This window comes from Rhodoferax sp. GW822-FHT02A01 (assembly GCF_038784515.1).
In the GTDB taxonomy this organism is placed as follows: domain Bacteria; phylum Pseudomonadota; class Gammaproteobacteria; order Burkholderiales; family Burkholderiaceae_C; genus Allorhodoferax.
Genome location: NZ_CP152376.1, coordinates 1,502,546 through 1,520,123, shown reverse-complemented (window position 1 = coordinate 1,520,123; position 17,578 = coordinate 1,502,546). Strand labels below are relative to the sequence as shown.

18 protein-coding genes are annotated in these 17,578 nt (G+C 63.9%); 6 read left to right on the top strand and 12 right to left on the bottom strand.

The features are described 5' to 3' along the window. Positions 1-3 precede the first annotated feature (3 nt). Genes AAGF34_RS07155 through AAGF34_RS07145 form a run of 3 tightly spaced genes read left to right on the top strand, consistent with a single transcriptional unit; the run spans position 4 to position 2,508 of the window. Entirely contained in the window at positions 4-978 is a 975-nt protein-coding gene (locus tag AAGF34_RS07155; RefSeq protein WP_342619926.1) for a ParB/RepB/Spo0J family partition protein, read from the top strand. A gap of 10 nt (positions 979-988) precedes the next feature. Next, complete coding sequence (locus tag AAGF34_RS07150) at positions 989-1,753, top strand: class I SAM-dependent methyltransferase (RefSeq protein ID WP_342619925.1); 765 nt, start codon at positions 989-991, stop codon at positions 1,751-1,753. 11 nt (positions 1,754-1,764) lie between these two features. Then, positions 1,765-2,508, top strand: a complete 744-nt coding sequence (locus AAGF34_RS07145) for an HD domain-containing phosphohydrolase (RefSeq protein WP_342619924.1) — start codon at positions 1,765-1,767, stop codon at positions 2,506-2,508. A 23-nt stretch (positions 2,509-2,531) separates the two neighbouring features. Here the strand turns inward: AAGF34_RS07145 and AAGF34_RS07140 are convergent, their stop codons facing one another. Beyond that, positions 2,532-3,956, bottom strand: a complete 1,425-nt coding sequence (locus tag AAGF34_RS07140) for an FAD-linked oxidase C-terminal domain-containing protein (protein ID WP_342619923.1) — start codon at positions 3,954-3,956, stop codon at positions 2,532-2,534. Positions 3,957-4,000: 44 nt separating this feature from the next. Here AAGF34_RS07140 and AAGF34_RS07135 point away from each other — a divergent pair, with 44 nt between their 5' ends. Next, positions 4,001-4,579: a cob(I)yrinic acid a,c-diamide adenosyltransferase gene (locus AAGF34_RS07135; RefSeq protein WP_342619922.1), complete on the top strand. Its 579-nt coding sequence runs from the start codon at positions 4,001-4,003 to the stop codon at positions 4,577-4,579. 21 nt (positions 4,580-4,600) lie between these two features. Here AAGF34_RS07135 and AAGF34_RS07130 read toward each other — a convergent pair whose 3' ends face one another. Continuing rightward, positions 4,601-5,623, bottom strand: coding sequence for a LacI family DNA-binding transcriptional regulator (locus AAGF34_RS07130; RefSeq protein WP_342619921.1), 1,023 nt, complete (start codon positions 5,621-5,623; stop codon positions 4,601-4,603). A gap of 148 nt (positions 5,624-5,771) precedes the next feature. Here AAGF34_RS07130 and AAGF34_RS07125 point away from each other — a divergent pair, with 148 nt between their 5' ends. Continuing rightward, positions 5,772-6,977, top strand: a complete 1,206-nt coding sequence (locus AAGF34_RS07125) for a phytanoyl-CoA dioxygenase family protein (protein WP_342619920.1) — start codon at positions 5,772-5,774, stop codon at positions 6,975-6,977. A gap of 42 nt (positions 6,978-7,019) precedes the next feature. Further along, positions 7,020-7,859: an SDR family oxidoreductase gene (locus tag AAGF34_RS07120; RefSeq protein WP_342619919.1), complete on the top strand. Its 840-nt coding sequence runs from the start codon at positions 7,020-7,022 to the stop codon at positions 7,857-7,859. A 9-nt stretch (positions 7,860-7,868) separates the two neighbouring features. Here the strand turns inward: AAGF34_RS07120 and AAGF34_RS07115 are convergent, their stop codons facing one another. The 10 genes from AAGF34_RS07115 to AAGF34_RS07070 form a co-directional block, all read right to left on the bottom strand. After that, positions 7,869-8,291, bottom strand: coding sequence for a hotdog fold thioesterase (locus AAGF34_RS07115; protein WP_342619918.1), 423 nt, complete (start codon positions 8,289-8,291; stop codon positions 7,869-7,871). Between the two features lie 6 nt (positions 8,292-8,297). Beyond that, positions 8,298-9,014: an ABC transporter ATP-binding protein gene (locus AAGF34_RS07110; RefSeq protein WP_342619917.1), complete on the bottom strand. Its 717-nt coding sequence runs from the start codon at positions 9,012-9,014 to the stop codon at positions 8,298-8,300. 2 nt (positions 9,015-9,016) lie between these two features. Beyond that, positions 9,017-9,793, bottom strand: a complete 777-nt coding sequence (locus AAGF34_RS07105; protein WP_342621054.1) for an ABC transporter ATP-binding protein — start codon at positions 9,791-9,793, stop codon at positions 9,017-9,019. 11 nt (positions 9,794-9,804) lie between these two features. Further along, positions 9,805-10,785, bottom strand: a complete 981-nt coding sequence (locus tag AAGF34_RS07100; protein WP_342619916.1) for a branched-chain amino acid ABC transporter permease — start codon at positions 10,783-10,785, stop codon at positions 9,805-9,807. A 4-nt stretch (positions 10,786-10,789) separates the two neighbouring features. Next, positions 10,790-11,671, bottom strand: coding sequence for a branched-chain amino acid ABC transporter permease (locus AAGF34_RS07095; RefSeq protein WP_342619915.1), 882 nt, complete (start codon positions 11,669-11,671; stop codon positions 10,790-10,792). 137 nt (positions 11,672-11,808) lie between these two features. Then, positions 11,809-12,984 (bottom strand): ABC transporter substrate-binding protein, encoded by a 1,176-nt coding sequence (locus AAGF34_RS07090; RefSeq protein ID WP_342619914.1) that lies wholly within the window; start codon positions 12,982-12,984, stop codon positions 11,809-11,811. An 11-nt stretch (positions 12,985-12,995) separates the two neighbouring features. Beyond that, complete coding sequence (locus AAGF34_RS07085; RefSeq protein ID WP_342619913.1) at positions 12,996-13,826, bottom strand: alpha/beta hydrolase; 831 nt, start codon at positions 13,824-13,826, stop codon at positions 12,996-12,998. A gap of 2 nt (positions 13,827-13,828) precedes the next feature. Continuing rightward, on the bottom strand, positions 13,829-15,418 hold the full coding sequence (locus tag AAGF34_RS07080) for a benzoate-CoA ligase family protein (RefSeq protein ID WP_342619912.1): 1,590 nt from the start codon (positions 15,416-15,418) through the stop codon (positions 13,829-13,831). 26 nt (positions 15,419-15,444) lie between these two features. Next, a complete protein-coding gene (locus AAGF34_RS07075) occupies positions 15,445-17,007 on the bottom strand; it encodes a 3,4-dehydroadipyl-CoA semialdehyde dehydrogenase (protein ID WP_342619911.1) in 1,563 nt (520 codons plus the stop codon). Then, positions 17,004-17,450 carry a DUF4863 family protein gene (locus AAGF34_RS07070; RefSeq protein WP_342621053.1) on the bottom strand — a complete coding sequence of 149 codons (447 nt, stop codon included), beginning with the start codon at positions 17,448-17,450 and terminating at the stop codon, positions 17,004-17,006. Before AAGF34_RS07070 ends, AAGF34_RS07075 begins: the two co-directional genes overlap by 4 nt. Between the last annotated feature and the right edge of the window lie 128 nt (positions 17,451-17,578).

Below are 17,578 nucleotides of genomic sequence, written 5' to 3'. Positions count from 1 at the left end.
CACATGGTTACCAAGAAACCCAAGGGACTGGGCATGGGTCTGGAAGCATTGCTCGGCCCCAAGGTCAAGGAGCTGGCACCGGGCGAGACTTCCGGTGTATCCGGCGAGGGCCAACCCAGCACCTTGCCTTTGGGCGACATGGTGGCCGGCCAGTACCAGCCCCGTACCCACATGGATGAGGGTGCGCTGTACGAACTGGCCGAGAGCATCAAGGCGCAGGGCATCATGCAGCCTATCCTGGTGCGGCGCCTGACCGATGCACAGGCAGCCGCCAAGCGCCTGGAGCAGGGCAGCACCGGTGCGTCACGCCCTCTGTACGAAATCATTGCTGGTGAACGGCGCTTCCGCGCGGCCAAGCTAGCTGGGCTGGACACGGTGCCGGTGCTGGTGCGCGACGTGCCCGACCAGGCCGCCGCAGCCATGGCGCTGATCGAGAACATGCAGCGCGAAGACCTGAATCCGCTGGAGGAAGCCCAAGGTTTGCAGCGCCTGATCAAGGAGTTCGGCCTGACTCATGAATCCGCGGCCCAGGCGGTGGGGCGCTCGCGCAGCGCCGCCAGCAATCTGTTGCGCCTGCTGAATCTGGCCGATCCGGTGCAGACCATGCTCATGGCTGGCGATATCGACATGGGCCATGCCCGCGCCCTGCTGGCGCTGGACCGCGCAACCCAGATCACCGCAGCCAACCAGATCGCCACCAAGAAGCTCTCGGTGCGCGAAGCCGAAAGCCTGGTCAAGAAGCTCAGTGCCGAATTCGCCCTGACCTCACCCAAGCCCAAGAAAGAAAAGTCGCGTGACATCAAGCGCGTGGAAGAAGAGCTGTCCGATCTACTCATGGCGCAGGTGGACGTGCACATCAAGAAGCGCGTCAAGCGCAACGGCCGTATGGAAGACATGGGCGAGGTGGTGATCCAGTTCGGTTCGCTGGAAGAGCTCAACGGCCTGATTGAACGCCTCTCGCCGGGCGTGTCGCGCTAGGGACCTGAGCATGGCGCGCGCCAAGCTGTGGCCCGGCCATTGGCAATGGCCGTTGCCCGCCGTGCTGGCGTGGGCGCTGGCCTGGTTTTTGTTCAAGGCAATGGCGTCGCATGGATTTGCTGCCGGCGTGGCGTTGGGTGCTGCGTCTGCCGTGGGCGTGGCTTGCAGCCTGTGGGGCGAAACCTGGTGGCGGCGTCTGCTGATTGGCGCGGGCTTCCCGTTGTCCTTGGCAATTCTGCTGACCTCATCCGGTGCCAGTGCCGTGCCCCCTTGGGCCTGGCTGGTGCCGTTGGTTTTGCTGCTGCTGGTCTATCCCATCAATGCCTGGCGCGATGCGCCCGTCTTTCCCACACCGGCGGACGCACTGTTGGAGCTGCCGCGGCATGCAGCCCTGCCAGCCGGTGCGCTGATTCTGGATGCCGGATGCGGTGCCGGCCATGGTTTGCAGGCTTTGCGCACCGCCTATCCGGATGCAGTGCTGCATGGTTTGGAGTGGAGTTGGCCGCTGCGTTGGCTCAGCGCCATGCGCTGCCCTTGGGCGCGTGTGCGCCGGGGCAATATCTGGCTGGCGGACTGGTCGGACTACGACATGGTGTATTTGTTCCAGCGCCCCGAGAGCATGACACGCGCCGAACTCAAGGCCAGGGAAATGAAGGAAGGTGCCTGGTTGGTCAGTCTCGACTTTGAAGCAACAGATCTGCGCGCCACGGCCCGTTACCGCACACCCGGTGGCAAAATGGTCTGGGTGTACAGGGCGCCGATGGTGGTGCTCTAAGGAGGACATCCATGGACTTACAGCCAACCGCAGAGGGTCGCACCCTCGATGCATTGCATGCGCACCAGGTCGCCCTGTTTGCAGTGGCCTCGCTGGCCGAATTGCGCGAGTCCGATACTGAAAGCCATCTGCTGCGTGTCAGGCACTATGTGCGGCTGCTGGCCACCAAGCTGCAAAGCCATCCGTCCTTTGCAGGCCAGCTCACCGATGCCTACATCGAAGCACTGAGCGACGCCATTCCCATGTACGACCTGGGCACCGTGGCCATTCCAGACCGCATCCTGCTCAAGCCCGGACGCCTGACCGCAGAAGAGCAGGCCATAATGTCTACCCATACGACCAAAGGCTTTGATGCCATTGTGCGGGCCGAAAAGTCACTGGGGCTGCTCTCGCCCATGCTGGCGCTTGCCAAGGAAATGACCTTGTCGCACCACGAAAAGTGGAACGGCAAAGGCTATCCCAAGGGCCTGTCGGAAACCCAGATTCCGGTTTCTGCGCGGCTACTGGCGCTGGCGGATGTGTATGACGCGCTGATCAGCAACAAGGTCTACCGCCAAGGCAAGACCTACCAGGAAGCCCTGGGCATCATCTTTAGCGAGCGTGGCCAGCATTTCGACCCCGACGTGGTGGATGCCTTCATGGAGCTCTCTGCTGAGTTCGAGGAAATCGCCCACCGCTTTGCCGACACCGAGCAGGACATGCAAAACAAGATCGACTACATGGCCAACGCCATTGCGGAGATTGCCGTCCTGTAGGTGCCCGGTGCAACGCTTGCCCTCTAAAGCGTAAAGATCTTCCCTGGGTTGAGGATGTTGTGCGGGTCCAGTGCCTGCTTGATGCCGCGCATCATGGCCACAGCGCCTGCACCCGCTTCATCGCGCAGGAATTCCATCTTGTGCAGGCCCACACCGTGTTCGCCGCTGCAGGTGCCGCCCAGCCGCAGCGCGCGCTGCACCAACTGGGTATTGAGGGCTTCGGCTGCCACGCGCTCCTGGGGTTGGTTCGGATCCAGCAGGTAGCCCATATGGAAGTTGCCGTCCCCCACGTGGCCGACCAGAAAGTAGGGGATGCCGGCGGCATCTGCTTCGGTGACGCAGTCCAGCAGCGCATCGGCCAGGCGTGAGATCGGCACGCAGGTATCGGTGCTGATGACGCGGCAGCCCGGACGCGACTGCACACCGGCAAAGTAGGCGTTGTGCCGCGCAGTCCACAGGCGGCTGCGCTCCTCGGGCGTGTGTGCCCACTCAAAGGCGTTGCCGCCATGGTCATGGGCGATGGACTGCACAGTCTGCACCTGCTCTTTCACGCCTTCCGGTGAGCCATGAAACTCCATCAACAGCAGCGGCGTCTCGGGCAAGCTGAGTCTGGAATGCCGGTTGACCATGGCCACGGTTCGGCCATCGAGCAGCTCGCAACGGGCAATCGGCACGCCCATCTGGATGATCTGGATGGTGGTGTTCACCGCATCGGCCAGACTGGCAAACGACACGCTGGCGGCCATCACCGCTTCTGGCAGCGGGTGCAGCTTGAGTGTGATTTCGGTGATCACGCCCAGCGTGCCTTCGGAGCCCACCATCAGGCGGGTGAGGTCGTAGCCTGCACTGCTTTTCTTGGCACGTGTGCCGGTGCGTATGACTTCGCCGCTGGCGGTCACCACTTCCAGCGCCAACACGTTTTCGCGCATGGTGCCGTAACGCACCGCATTGGTCCCGCTGGCGCGGGTCGCGCACATGCCGCCCAGGCTGGCGTCGGCGCCGGGGTCTATGGGGAAGAACAAACCAGCGGACTTCACCGCCTCGTTGAGCTGCTTGCGCGTCACGCCGGGCTGCAGTGTGACCGTCAGGTCTTCGGCGTGTATGTGCAGCACCTGGTTCATGCGCGACACGTCCAGGCTGACGCCGCCATGCACTGCCAGCAGATGGCCTTCGAGCGAGGAGCCCACACCAAAGGGAATCACCGGCACCCGGTACTGCGCGCACAGTTTCACCGCATCGGCCACATCCTGCGTGCTCTGGGCAAACACCACGGCATCGGGTGGCGGCACGTCAAAGGCAGACTCGTCGCGGCCATGCTGTTCGCGCACGGCCATCGCCACGGAAAACTGTGCCCCGAAGCGGGCTTGCAGTGCGTCGAGCAATGCCTGGGGTACTTCGCGCAATTGCACGGATGGCATCAGGTGATCAGGGGGAATGGCAGCGTTCATGGTGGTCTCGGTCAATAATCCCATTTTGATCCAAGGACGACGCCATGGGAAACCGCCTCACACAAATCGCCACCCGCACCGGGGATGCTGGCACCACCGGACTGGGGGACAACACCCGCGTCTCCAAGAACAGCTTGCGCGTGCATGCCATGGGCGATGTGGACGAGCTCAACTCCCAGATCGGTGTGCTGCTGTGCGAAGACATGCCGGAGGGCATCCGCACACTGCTGGTGGAAATCCAGCACCAGCTTTTCAACCTGGGCGGCGAGCTGTCCATCCCCGGCTACGAGCTGCTCAAGCCCGAAGCCGTGCTGGCGCTGGACCAGGCGCTGGAAGAGTACAACGCCACCTTGCCCCGTCTGCAGGAGTTCATCCTGCCCGCCGGCACGCGCGCTGCGTCGCTTGCGCATGTGTGCCGCACCGTGGCCCGTCGCGCCGAGCGTGCCCTGGTTGCCTTGGGCAACGAAGAGGCCTTGAAGGAAGCGCCACGCCAGTACCTCAACCGCCTCTCGGACCTGATGTTCGTGCTGTCCCGTGCGCTCAACCGTTACCGCACCGATGGCAGCGTGGGCGATGACGTGTACTGGAAGAGCGAGCGCATGGCCAAGGGCGCCGCGGAGTAAAGACCAGGCCTGTAGGCCGCGTCAGAGCGGCAGATTGAACGGCGTCACCACCTGCACGCCGGACAGGGTTGGCAGCGTATGCGCAGGCCCGGCGCCATGGGCACGCATGATCTGCAGACAGGCCATGCGCATATCGTGCTGCAGATCATGGTGCAGCACCGCGTTGAGTTGCCCAGCACGCAGCAGCGGCAGGTTGTCGGCATCCAGGTCATGACCTATGAACACCCGGCAACGCCTGCCCGCTTTTTCGAAGGCCTGCAGGATGGCCGCATTGGCCCCACCTATCGAGTACACGGCACACACCTGCGGGTGCTCGTGCAGACGCTGCAGCACCAATGCTGCCGTGGCCTCATGCAGGCCCAGGCCTTCGCTGGCATCCACGGGTTGCAGCAGCGGGTGATGCTGGCCCAGCGCTTCGACAAAGGCGGCCTCACGCTCCTCTTCGCCACGAAAGCGCGTGCTGCTCAACGACACCAGTACTGCGGCTTGCTCCTGGGTACCCAGCCACTGGCCCAGCAGATAGGCGGCGGTTTGTCCGGCGGCGCGGTTGTCCATGCCCACATAGGCCAGGCGTGCGGAGTCTGGCAGATCGGTCACCAGCGTCACCACCGGAATGCCGCGTGCCTTGAGCCGTGCCACGGCCTCCACCATGCGCGCATCATTGGGCGCCTTGAGCAATACGCCGTGGCTGCCGCGCATGGCGATCTTGTCCAGCACCGCCAGCAGATCAGTCACCGGCAGTGACTCACCCATGTGGTAGCGCGCGCGGAAGATGGCCGGATGCATGAGCGGCATCTCGCGCTCCAGCGCATCGCGCACCACCTGGGCAAAGCGCGCCGGCGCCTGCATCACCACATCCAGCATGAACTTGCGGCCCTGCAGACCCACTTGTGCACTCTGGCGTTCCAGCTCGGCCACGGCCTGCTGCACGCGCCGCACCGTGTGGGCACGTACACCCGGGCGCTGGTGCAGCACGCGGTCCACCGTGGCCAGGCTCACACCGGCCTGCAGGGCGATGGCTTTGAGCAGATGGGGGTGGGACATGGTGGGCAGGCCTTGGGTGGGATGCAGCGGATTGTGCGCCAAGCCGATTCATTATGAGGTGTTTTTGAGGTATTTTGCTGCAACCGCACAGAGATGCTGTTCCTACACTGCAGCTACTTCGGAATTGACCCACATCACAAAGGTTCCCATGAACGCACCCATATCCCCTGCCCACACAGCACCCGATGGCTGGCTGCATGCCGATGCCTGCCGCGTGGATGATCTGGACTGGCTGGTGAAGACGACCACCTTGGCGCAGGACTGCCCGCAAGCCAGCACGCTGTTGCACAACGTGCCGGTGTATGACGGTGCCGCCTTGCGTGCTGCGCTGTCGGCCGCCAGACAACCGCAACAGTGGCGTGCCGCGCTGATGGCCGAGTGGGCGCAGGTGTGGATGCATGGCCCCGGCGTGCTGGTGGTGCAGGGCCTGTACCCGGACACGGCTGTGGTGGACGCAGCCACAGCCGCATTCAATGGCCTCATCGAGGAGTCCCGCCGTGCCGGCCATGCAGGGGATCACTTCGCCAAGCCGGGCGCCAACGACCGGGTCTGGAACGCGCTGGAAAAGCTCTGCCTGCGCGCACCCGATGTGTTCGCCGCCTACTACGGCAACCCCATGCTGGCCATGGTGTGTGAAGCCTGGCTGGGCCCGGCCTACCAGGTCACCTCGCAGATCAACTGCGTCAATCCCGGTGGCGAGGCGCAGGTGGCGCACCGTGACTACCACCTGGGTTTCTTCACGGCCAAGGGGGCCGAGCGCTTTCCCGCGCATGTGCACCGCCTCTCGCCGGTGCTTACCTTGCAGGGCGCGGTGGCTCATGTGGACATGCCGCTGGAGAGTGGCCCCACGCTGTACCTGCCGCATTCGCAGAAGTACGAAGCCGGCTATCTGGTGGCTGGTGTGCCCGCATTCCAGGAGTACTTCGACCAGCACCATGTGCAGCTGCCCCTTCAGAAGGGCGACGGCATCTTCTTCAACCCCGCGCTCATGCACGCGGCGGGCCACAACCGTTCGCAGGATATACGGCGCATGGCCAATCTGCTGCAGGTGTCGTCGGCCTTCGGGCGCTGCATGGAAACGGTGGACCGGGTGCGCATGGCGAAAGCGCTATACCCCAGCCTGCTGCGCATGCGCGGCACGGCCAGCTCCACGTTGTCGGCAGAAGTGGAAGCAACCATTGCCGCCAGTGCCGAGGGATATGCCTTCCCCACCAACCTGGACCGCGATCCGCCCATTGGTGGGCTGGCGCCGCAAAGCCAGCAGGACCTGCTGCGCAGCGCGTTGCAGCAGAACTGGAGTGCTGCGCAGTTCAACACCGCATTGCAGGCCCAGGCGCAGACACGGCTGAGCTGACTTCCGCCACCCCCATACCAACGACACACAACAGGAGACACCATGACAAACACTTCTTCCATCGCCGCAGCGGCTCCCGCATCCCTGCAAGGCAAGGTCGCCATCGTGACCGGCGGCACCCAGGGCCTGGGCGCCGCCATTGCGCAGGTGTTTGCCCAGCGCCAAGCCAAGGGTGTGGTCATCTGCGGCCGCAACCAGAGCAAGGGCGAAGCGCAGGCTGCACAGTTGCACAGTCTGGGTACTGAGGCGCTCTACGTGCAGGCGGATCTGGGCAACGTGGAGGACTGCCGCAAGGTGGTGCAGCACGCCGATGCCGCGTTCCACCGGGTGGACGTGTTGGTCAATGCCGCAGCCATTACCGACCGCGGCACGATTCTGGATACCGAGCCCGCGCTGTTTGACCGCATGTTTGCAGTCAATGTGCGCGCACCGTTCTATCTGATGCAGGAGTCCATCCGCATCATGCGGCGCGAACAGATCGCCGGCAGCATCGTCAACATCGGCTCCATGTCGGCCATGGCAGGGCAACCCTTCCTGGCGGCCTACTGCACCAGCAAGGGCGCCCTGGCCACGCTCACCCGCAACACCGCCTACGCATTGCTGCGCAACCGCATACGGGTCAACGGGCTCAACATCGGTTGGATGGCGTCCGAGGGCGAAGACCGCATCCAGCGCGAGTTCCACCATGCCGACGACGATTGGCTGCAAAAGGCTGCCGCGGCACAACCCAATGGCCGTCTGGTAGACCCGCACGAAGTGGCACGCGCCGTGGCATTTCTGTGCAGCGAGGAATCGGGTCTGATGACCGGCTCCGTCATTGAATACGATCAGTCGGTATGGGGCGCCTACGACGGCTCACCGCATCCGGTGGCGCCGCTGTAAGCGGGCTACTTACTTCGGCGCCAGCACCGCCATGGTGATGCGTGATACGCAGCTCAGTTCGCCCGCGTCGTTGCACATGTCGATCTGCCATACCTGCGTGGTGCGGCCTATGTGCACGGCACGCGCCGTCGCCGTGACCCAGCCGCTGCGCGCGCCCTTCAGGTGGTTGGCATTGATGTCCAGTCCCACCACCAACTGCCCCGGCGCGCAGCTGTAGGCCGCGCCACACGAGCCCAGGGTTTCGGCCAGCACCACCGACACGCCACCGTGCAGCAGGCCATACGGTTGGCGGGTATGCGCATTGACCGGCACGCGGCCGACGATGTAGTCGTCACCGACTTCCACGAACTCGATGCCGAGATGGGTTACGGCGGTATCCGCTGTCGCTTGCGCCAGGATGTCAACGGATATGGGCTGCTGCCAGATGGACATGGTGGATCACACTCCCAGAAAGCCTGCCAGTGTCTCATCGCCGGCAACCGCGTCCGCGTTGCCACTCAGCACCACCTGGCCCTTCTGCAGCACCAGGGCCTGGTCGCTGTGTGCCAGGACCTTGCGGTAGTCGCGGTCCACGATCAAGGTGGCGATGCCGCTCTTGCGGATCTCGCCGATCACGCGCCAGATCTCGGCCACGATCAGCGGTGCCAGGCCTTCGGTGGCTTCGTCCAGGATGATGAGCTCGGGGTGCGTCATCAGCGCGCGGCCAATGGACAGCATCTGCTGCTCGCCGCCGCTGAGCTGTGCGCCCAGATTGGTGAGCCGCTCCTGCAGGCGCGGGAAGGTCTGCATCACGCGCTCGAAAGTCCACTCCTTGCGGCCATCGCGTCCGGGGCGTGCGGCCATCACCAGGTTCTCGCGCACGCTCAGGTTGGGGAACACGCCGCGGCCCTCGGGTACATAGGCCACGCCCTGGCGCGCTACCTCGTACGGCTTGGCTTTGGAGACGTCCTGCCCGAACAGGCTGATGTGCCCGTCGCGCTGCGTGACATGGCCCAGCAGGGTACGGATCAACGTGCTCTTGCCCATACCGTTGCGGCCCAGCAGGCCCATGGTCTCGCCACGGCCTATGCGGATGTCCACGCCATGCAGCACATGGCTGGAGCCATACCAGGCGTGCAGGCCACGTGCGTCCAGAATCGGTTCGGTGGAAGACATGATTAGTGTTCCCCCAAGTAAGCGATCTGAACTTGCCGGTTGGTCTTGATGGCCTCGGGCGCATCGGTGGCGATGACGCTGCCGTTGACCATCACCGTCACGCGGTCGGCAATGCGGAACACCGCATCCATATCGTGTTCCACCAGCAGGATGGCGTGGTCGGCCTTGAGTTCATTCAACATGGTCAGCATGCGTTCGGTTTCTTCGGCGCCCATGCCGGCCAGGGGCTCGTCGAGCAGCAGCACTTGCGGTTTGGTGGCCAGGCACATGGCGATTTCCAGCTGGCGCTTTTGGCCGTGCGAGAGCAGGCCAGCCTGCAGGTTCTGCAGGTCGGTCAGGCCGCTGCGCGCCACCACCTCGCGCGCAATCGCGGTGCTGACCGAGCAATGCTCCGCACTGCGCCACCACTGCCAGGGCTTCTGGTGTGTAGCTTGCGCTGCCAGGCGGCAGTTCTCGAACACGCTGAAGCTGGGGTAAATGGTGTTGCGCTGGTAGCTGCGACCCAAGCCGGCGCGGGCGCGGCGCGGTTGCTGCCAGCGGGTGACGTCCTGACCCATGAGCTCCACGCCACCTTCGGACGGTGGGAACTCACCGGAAAGGATGTTGATCAGCGTGGACTTGCCGGCGCCGTTGGTGCCGATCACGGCATGCACGCTGCCACGTGTGAGCTCCACATTCACCTGGTTGAGCGCCACCAGGCCGCCCCAGCGGCGCGTGATGTTGATGCCGCGCAGCAGCACTTCGCCGGTGCTGGCGGACTGCGCGGGTGGGTTGTTCATCACGATGCTGCTCACGGTGTTGCTCCACCTGTATTCTTTGCGCCCAGCAGCCGTGCACGTATCTGCTGCGGCAGCCCCACCAGACCCCGCGGCAGGAACACCACGCTGGCAATGATGGACAGGCCCAGGCCCAGATGCCAGTGCTTGGCAAAGGCGCCAAAAATGGCTTCGGACTTGAACAGCTCCTGCAGCAGCGCAAACGCAAAGGCACCGATCAGCGCGCCACGCAAATGGCCTATGCCACCCAGGATGATCATGATCAGCACGGCACCCGAGAGGTGCCAGCTCATCATTTCCGGGTTCACAAAACCGTCCTTCACCGCGAACAGAAAACCGGCCAGCCCGGCAATGCCGCCCGACACGGTGAACGCGGCCAGCTTGTAGGGGTAGGTGGAAAAGCCGGTGGCACGCATGCGCTGCTCATTCACGCGGATGCCGGCCAGGGCGCGGCCGAAACGCGAGCGGTTGAGTACGCCCAGACCACCGAAGACCAGCAGCAGGCAGGCCAGCGTGAAGCCGTACAGGCTGGCCGCCTTGTCCAGGTCCAACAGCTTGCCCAGCACCGGCTTCATCATCATGTAGATGCCGTCGGTGCCGCCGCCCAGCGGCGTGTCGTGCACCACGTAGTAGGCCATTTGGGCAAAGGCCAGCGTCACCATGATGAAGTACACGCCCTTGGTGCGCAGCGACAGCGAACCTACCACCAGCGCGTAGGCTGCAGCGGCAGCCACACAAGCTGGCAGCAGCCAGAGCAGGGACGGCGAATCGCTTTGCGGCGAAAGCAGAACCGCGGCATAGGCGCCTATGCCGAAGAATGCGGCCTGGCCAAAACAGATCAGGCCGGTGGCGCCCACCAGCAGCTCCAGGCTGAGCGCAAAGATGGCGTACACCATGATCTTGGTGACGAAGTCGATGCCATAACTACCAGAGACCAAGGGGAACAACGCCAACAGCACAAAGCAGGCCCCAACGAAAACAAAACGTGTATTCATGGTGCTATGCGGCCTTGAACAAGCCGTCTGGCTTCCACAGAAGAATCAAGGCCATCAGCACATACACCAGCACGCCGGCGGCCTGGGGCAGCAGCACCTTGCCAAAGGTATCCACCACACCAATCAGCAGTGCCGCCAGCAGCGCGCCGCGGATGGAGCCGATGCCGCCAATCACCACCACCACAAAGCAGATGATGAGCACCGTATCGCCCATGCCCGGGTAAACCGAGGACACCGGCGCGGCCACCATGCCAGCCAGCACGGCAATGGCCATGCCCGCGGCAAACACCACGCGGTACAGGAACTTGATGTCTACACCGAGTGATTGCACCATCTCGCGGTTGGCACTGCCAGCGCGGATCATCATCCCTAAGCGCGTGCGGGTGAACACCACATACATGCCCAGGGCGAGCGCCAGGCACACGCCGGAGATGAACAGCCGGTACACCGGATAGGTCATCATCTCGCCCAGCGGCAGCGTCCCGGAGAGGAAGGCCGGTACTTCGACGCCGTGCACCTCGTCACCCACCAGCAGGCTGCGCATCTCCTCGAACACCAGGATCAGGCCGTAGGTCATCAGCACCTGCTGCAGGTGTTCGCGCTCGTACAGAAAGCTGAAGAACGCCCACTCCAGCACATAGCCCAGCAACACCGCCAGCACCACGCCCACCAGCAGCGTGGAGAAAAAACCGCCGCCAAACGTGCTGGCCACGATGGGCGCCAGCGCATAGGCCATGTAGGCCCCCATCATGTAGAAGCTGCCATGCGCCAGATTGATGACGCCCATGATCCCGAAGATCAGCGTCAGCCCCGACGCCACCAGAAACAACAGCAAGCCGTACTGGAGCGCGTTCAGGCACTGAATCAAAAAAGTAGAAAAGTCCATGTGCAATCAATCATTCTCAGCGCGAAGTGCCTACATTTCAGAATGCCGCGGGACCGGCTGTGCCGGCCCGCTGGCGCTGCCCCCTGCAAGGGGGAAAGCGAAGCGACACGCAGTGCGCGCAGCCGGGGGGTGTGCCACTACATCTTGCAGCCGCGGGCTGGATCGGCCAGTGCCTTGCTGGCAATGCCGATCAGCTTGTTTTCCTTGCCGGTGACCTGGCGCAGATAGATGTCCTGCACCGGGTTGTGGGCCTTGGAGAGCGAGAAGGTGCCGCGCGGGCTGTCGATCTTGGCGGCTTCCACGGCAGCGGCGAACTCGGCCTTTTTGCTCAGGTCGCCATTCACGGCCTTCAGGCCAATGCCCAGGATCTGCGCTGCGTCATAGCCCTGCACCGCATACACGTCGGGCTGCAGCTTGTAGGTCTTGGCATAGGCCAGACGGAAGGATTTGTCCTTGGTGATTTCCATGCTGTCGGCATAGTGCAGCGCGGTTTGCAGGCCTTCGGCATCGGCGCCCTGTGCATCCAGCGTGCCGTCGGTCAGGAAGCCCGAGCCATACAGCGGAATGGTTTTCTTCAGGCCTGCAGCTGCGTAGTCCTTCACGAACTTCACTGCACCGCCACCCGCGAAGAAGGTGAACACGGCGTCCGGCTTGGTCGCAGCGATATCGGTCAGCAGGGCCTGGAACTCCACATTGGGGAAGGGCAGGTTGAGCTCTTTCACCACGGTGCCACCGCCCTTCTCAAACGCCTCCTTGAATCCGCGTACGCTCTCGTCACCGGCTGCGTACTTCCAGGTGATGGTCACAACCTTCTTGATGCCCTTCTTGGCCATGACTTCACCCATGGCGTAGCCGGGTTGCCAGTTGCTGAAAGAGCTGCGGAAGATGTTGGGCGCGCACATGGGGCCGGTGACCGCGTCGGCACCCGCGTTGGGCACGATCAGCAGCGTGCCGCTTTCCTTGGCGACTTTGGCCATGGCCATGGCCACGCCGGAGTGCACCGTGCCGATCAGCACGTCCACGTTGTCGCGCTTGATCAGCTTGTTGACGTTGTCTGTAGCCTTGGACGGGTCGGACTCATCATCCACCTTGACGAACTCCACTTCGCGTCCGGCAATCTTGCCGCCCTGTTCGGTGATGTACAGCTTGAAGCCGTTTTCAATCGCATTGCCCAGCGAGGCAAAGGTGCCGGTGTAGGGCAGCATCAGGCCGACCTTGAGCTTGGCGCCAGCCTGGGCAAAGGCTACGGTGGAAAGCAGTGCGGTAGCGGCAGCAACCAGGGTGGTGCGGAAAAGGACGCGCGTGGGTTTCATGTTGTGTCTCCTCAGTGTGTTGATGAATAAAAATTCCGGACCACTTCTATCAGGCGGTCTCTTTGTTCCAGATGCGGTGAGTGGCCGCAATCGGCCAGCTCCACGACTGCACATTGTGGCGCGACTCGGGCTATTCCATGGACTTGTTCCATCGTGCCGTACCTATCGTTTACCCCTTGTACCGCCAGCAGCGGGCAGGTGATGGTGTGCAGTTCCTGGTCTATGCGCCAGCTGCGGAAGTCAGGGTGCAGCCAGATGTCGTTCCAACCCCAGAAGGCCGAGTCGGGATCGCGGTGATGGCGTGCCAGGCGCTGGCGCAGGTCGGTATCCAGATAGGCTGTGCGAGCTTCCGCAATGCTCTCGATCGAGACGTCTTCCACCAGGATGTGCGGCGCCAGCACGATGGCACCGCTGAGTCGGTCGGGAAACAGGGCGGCATACAGCAACGCAATAGAGCCGCCGTCGCTGTGGCCCAGCAGCCAAAGCCTGTCTTGGATGGGGTCGATATCCAAAGCGGAAAGCAGTGCTGGCAGGACCTCGCGTGCCTGGCGGTGCATGAAGTCCGGTCGCCATTGCTCACCCGAAGCGCGCGGTGTGGACAGGCCATAACCCGGACGCGAATACACCAGACCACGGCAGCCCAGAGCCTCGCACAAGGCAGCAGGGAAGTCGCGCCACATCGAGACCGAGCCCAGCCCTTCGTGCAGGAACACCATCAAGGGTGCCTGCGTGTCTTCACGGCGCAGCCACTGGTATTCCACACGCACCGGCCGGCCAGCCCAGTCCAGCTCCACCGATTCGGTGGACGCGACAACGGGTGCTTTGCGCACTGCGGTGTCCATGTTCAGACGCGTTCCTGGTCGCGCAGCTTGAAGCGCTGGATCTTGCCCGTGGCCGTCTTGGGCAGGTCTTTCACGAACTCGATCTGGCGCGGGTATTTGTAGGGTGCGAGCTTGTCTTTCACAAAGGCCTTGAGTTCATCGGCAGTGGCGGAGGCTCCATCTTTCAGAACAACGAAGGCCTTTGTTTTTGTCAGGCCTTCGCCATCGGGCACGCCGATCACGGCGGCCTCCAGAACCGACGGATGCTGCACCAGGGTGGCTTCCACTTCAAAGGGCGAGACGTAGATGCCACTGACCTTGAGCATGTCGTCGCTGCGTCCGCCGTAGGTGTAGCTGCCGTCCTCGTTGCGTACGTACTTGTCGCCGCTCTTGGTCCAGCCGCCCTGGAAGGTTTCGCGGGTCTTCTCGCGGTTGCCCCAGTACATCATGGCGGCCGAGGGACCCTGGATGTAGAGATCGCCCGGTTCGCCATCGGGCACGGGTTTGCCATCGTCACCGCGCAACTCGACGGTGTAGCCCGGCACCGGCCAGCCGGTGGTGCCATAGCGCACGCGCTCGGGTGTGTTGGAGAGGAAGATGTGCAGCATCTCGGTGGAGCCAATGCCGTCCACGATGTCCACACCAAAATGCGCCTTGAAGCGCTGGCCCAGTTCGGCTGGCAAGGCCTCACCGGCCGAGGACACCAGGCGCAACCGCACGTCGCTGCGCGCAGGCAGGTTGGGGTGGGCCAGCATGCCAGCAAAGCCGGTGGGTGCGCCGTAGAACACGGTGGGTTTGGTATTGCCAACACCGCCCAGCCAGCGCTTGAAGGTTGCGTCGGGTGTGGGGCGTTCAGCCATCAGGATGGTGGTGGCGCCCACGCCCATGGGGAAGGTCAGCGCGTTGCCCAGGCCATAGGCGAAGAACAGCTTGGCCGCGGAGAAGCAGACGTCGCTCTCCTGCAATTTCAGAATGCCCTTGCCATACAGCTCGCCGGTCCAGTAGGGGTTGCCATGCGAATGCACCGTGCCCTTGGGTCGACCGGTGGAGCCGGATGAATAGAGCCAGAAGCCGGGGTCATCGGGGCTGGTGGTTGCCGGTTTGTGCAACGGCTGGTGCGCCTGTACAAAGGCCTCGAACTCCACCTCCGCCGGGTGCAACGGCGCGGCCGGTTTGGACACCACGACCTTGATGACTTCGTGGTCTGACTTGGTCATGGCAGCCGTCAGCGTGGGCAGCAGCGCGCCCGAGACCAGCACCGCCTGCGCGCGCGAGTGTTCCAGCATGTAGGCGTAGTCATCCGCCGTGAGCAGCGTGTTTACTGCCACTGGAACCAGGCCGGCATACATGGCACCCAGAAAGCTCACGGGCCAGTCGGCGCAGTCGTGCATCAACAGCAGCACGCGCTCTTCGCGGCGTAGCCCCAGGGCACGCAGGCCAGCGGCCACGCGGCGCACGCGGTCGGTCAACTGGCCGTAGCTGAGCGTGCCGTGGTCGTCGATGAAGGCAGTCTTGTCGGCACGCTCTGCGTTCACCTGCAAAAGGTACTGCGCAAAGTTGAACGGCGTGGGCAGCGTGGTGGGAGCCGTTGCATCCGTGGTTTCTGTGGTCATGTCTGTCTCCTGTCTTTTTGTAATGCTCAGGCGCCGAGCTGGGCCAGCACGGTGGTGCTGGCCTGGATGGCGGCGCGTCGGTGGTAGAAGTTCAGCGCGCGTGCACCGCCCAGCTCCTCACCGCCACCCGCCCGGCCCGGGCCGCCATGCAGCGATTGCGGCATCACATTGCCGTGGCCGGTGTGCAGGGCCGCTACATCGGGCGAGATGATGTGCACGCGGCCATGGCTGTCGGCCAGCTCTGTGGCGGCTTTGGCCAGTGCCTGCGCGTCGCTGCCGTAGAGCGAACACACCAGCGAACCCTGGCCGCGTCGCACCAGCTGCAGGGCATGGCCCAGGTCGCGGTAGGCCACCAGCGTGGCCACCGGGCCGAACACTTCGGTGTCATGCACCCGGTCGCTGGCATCGCTGCCAGCCGCATTACGCGTGCCCAGCAGGGTGGGGCCTAGGCAGCAGGAAGCGGCATCGGCATCCACCAGCGCATGGGTGGCGCCGTCGTGCAGCACTTCGGTCTGTGCCTTCAGATAGTCCAGACCTTCGCGCACCGCGTTGAGCTGGGTGCGGCTCACCAGTGCGCCCATGCGCACCGCGTCATTGCGCGGGTTGCCCACCGTGGTCTTGGCCAGCCGTGCGCTGATGGCCTGTGCGGCGGCAGCGTACACACCTTCGGGCACGAAGACGCGACGTATGGCGGTGCACTTCTGGCCGGACTTGACCGTCATCTCGCGCGCCACTTCCTTGGCCAGCAAGTCGAAGGATTCGCTGCCTGCGGCTTCGCCGGGCAGCAGCAGGGCGGAGTTCACGCTGTCGGCCTCGATGTTCACGCGCACCGAACGCTGGGTGACAGCCGGGTGCGAGCGGATCACTGCCGCCGTATCGGCCGAGCCGGTGAAGGACACCACGTCGAAGGGCTGCAACTGGTCCAGCAGACCGGCCGAGCTGCCGCAGACCACCGACAGGGCGCCCGCGGGCAGGATGCCCGCGTCCACCACATCGCGCACCATGCGCTGCGTCAGCCAGGCGGTGGCCGTGGCGGGCTTGATGATGACGGGCACGCCGCTGAGCAATGCCGGTGCGGCTTTTTCCCACAAGCCCCATGCGGGGAAGTTGAAGGCATTGATGAACAGCGCCACGCCGCGTGTGGGCGTGAGGATGTGCTGGCTCTGGAACAGCGGGTCCTTGCCCAGGCGCGCTGCTTCGCCGTCGGGCAGATAGTGCTTGTCGCCCAGTGTTTCCCCCATGCGGGCATACACACCCAGGGTGAACAGGCCGCCGTCGATGTCCACCGCGGAATCGTTTTTCACCGTGCCGCTGTTGGCCGTGGCGATGTCGTAGTAGGCATCGCGCTGGGCCTGCAGCACCTTGAGGACTTCGCCCAGCAGGGCGCCACGTTGTTTGTAGGTGAGGGCACGCAAGGCAGCACCACCCTGTTCACGGGCAAAGGCAAAGCCGCCGGCCAGATCGAGGCCGGTGGCGTCTACGCGCACCAGTTCGGCACCGGTGACCGGGTCGAACAAGGGGGTGCCGGCGCCGCTACCGGACTGCCATTTGCCGCCTAGGAAATTGGGGAGGAGTTCTGTGGTGCTCATGCGGCCGCCGTGAATTCAATGCGGCCTTGGGGCAGCAGGTACAACACCAGGGCACGTCCCTGGGAAACGGTGGGGCGATGGGCGCTGCCCGCAGGGGCCACCATCCAGCCGGCCGGGCGACCGTCGAACAGGGCGCCTTCGTCCAGCGGCATGATCAGGTCGATCTCGCCTTCGGGGTGGGTGTGGTGGGGGCCGGCCAGGTCTTTCATGTCGACCACGTCGACCGAGAAGCCATGCAGGTCGTCGGCGGGCTTGAAGATGCGGCCGTAGCGCAAGCCACCCCCTTCGCGGTTGCACAGCCAGCCCTCGGTCGCGCCGGTGATGCAGGCGGCCTTGAGTTGCTGGTAGGTCTGGCTGTCGGGCCCGACGTTCTGGTTGAGCCAGGTATCCAGCGCCTGGTCCAGCGGCCTGCCAGCGATGGACTGGGTCAGGGATGCGATCATTTCGCGAAAATCGGAAGGGGAGACGGAGGTGGGGGACACAAATCACTCCAGTTTGAGTTTCAGGCTTGCCATTCCGCACAACATGAATTATTGTGCACGCATGAACGATAAAGCCCGCACAACCCCGT

What these genes read in the sequence shown, in the direction of transcription:
- AAGF34_RS07080 (WP_342619912.1), bottom strand. Translation starts at nt 15,418, where the DNA reads ATGACCACAGAAACCACGGATGCAACGGCTCCCACCACGCTGCCCACG.
- AAGF34_RS07125 (WP_342619920.1), top strand. Translation starts at nt 5,772, where the DNA reads ATGAACGCACCCATATCCCCTGCCCACACAGCACCCGATGGCTGGCTG.
- AAGF34_RS07075 (WP_342619911.1), bottom strand. Translation starts at nt 17,007, where the DNA reads ATGAGCACCACAGAACTCCTCCCCAATTTCCTAGGCGGCAAATGGCAG.
- AAGF34_RS07100 (WP_342619916.1), bottom strand. Translation starts at nt 10,785, where the DNA reads ATGAATACACGTTTTGTTTTCGTTGGGGCCTGCTTTGTGCTGTTGGCG.
- AAGF34_RS07140 (WP_342619923.1), bottom strand. Translation starts at nt 3,956, where the DNA reads ATGAACGCTGCCATTCCCCCTGATCACCTGATGCCATCCGTGCAATTG.
- AAGF34_RS07150 (WP_342619925.1), top strand. Translation starts at nt 989, where the DNA reads ATGGCGCGCGCCAAGCTGTGGCCCGGCCATTGGCAATGGCCGTTGCCC.
- AAGF34_RS07105 (WP_342621054.1), bottom strand. Translation starts at nt 9,793, where the DNA reads ATGAACAACCCACCCGCGCAGTCCGCCAGCACCGGCGAAGTGCTGCTG.
- AAGF34_RS07095 (WP_342619915.1), bottom strand. Translation starts at nt 11,671, where the DNA reads ATGGACTTTTCTACTTTTTTGATTCAGTGCCTGAACGCGCTCCAGTAC.
- AAGF34_RS07110 (WP_342619917.1), bottom strand. Translation starts at nt 9,014, where the DNA reads ATGTCTTCCACCGAACCGATTCTGGACGCACGTGGCCTGCACGCCTGG.
- AAGF34_RS07085 (WP_342619913.1), bottom strand. Translation starts at nt 13,826, where the DNA reads ATGGACACCGCAGTGCGCAAAGCACCCGTTGTCGCGTCCACCGAATCG.
- AAGF34_RS07115 (WP_342619918.1), bottom strand. Translation starts at nt 8,291, where the DNA reads ATGTCCATCTGGCAGCAGCCCATATCCGTTGACATCCTGGCGCAAGCG.
- AAGF34_RS07155 (WP_342619926.1), top strand. Translation starts at nt 4, where the DNA reads ATGGTTACCAAGAAACCCAAGGGACTGGGCATGGGTCTGGAAGCATTG.
- AAGF34_RS07135 (WP_342619922.1), top strand. Translation starts at nt 4,001, where the DNA reads ATGGGAAACCGCCTCACACAAATCGCCACCCGCACCGGGGATGCTGGC.
- AAGF34_RS07070 (WP_342621053.1), bottom strand. Translation starts at nt 17,450, where the DNA reads ATGATCGCATCCCTGACCCAGTCCATCGCTGGCAGGCCGCTGGACCAG.
- AAGF34_RS07130 (WP_342619921.1), bottom strand. Translation starts at nt 5,623, where the DNA reads ATGTCCCACCCCCATCTGCTCAAAGCCATCGCCCTGCAGGCCGGTGTG.
- AAGF34_RS07145 (WP_342619924.1), top strand. Translation starts at nt 1,765, where the DNA reads ATGGACTTACAGCCAACCGCAGAGGGTCGCACCCTCGATGCATTGCAT.
- AAGF34_RS07120 (WP_342619919.1), top strand. Translation starts at nt 7,020, where the DNA reads ATGACAAACACTTCTTCCATCGCCGCAGCGGCTCCCGCATCCCTGCAA.
- AAGF34_RS07090 (WP_342619914.1), bottom strand. Translation starts at nt 12,984, where the DNA reads ATGAAACCCACGCGCGTCCTTTTCCGCACCACCCTGGTTGCTGCCGCT.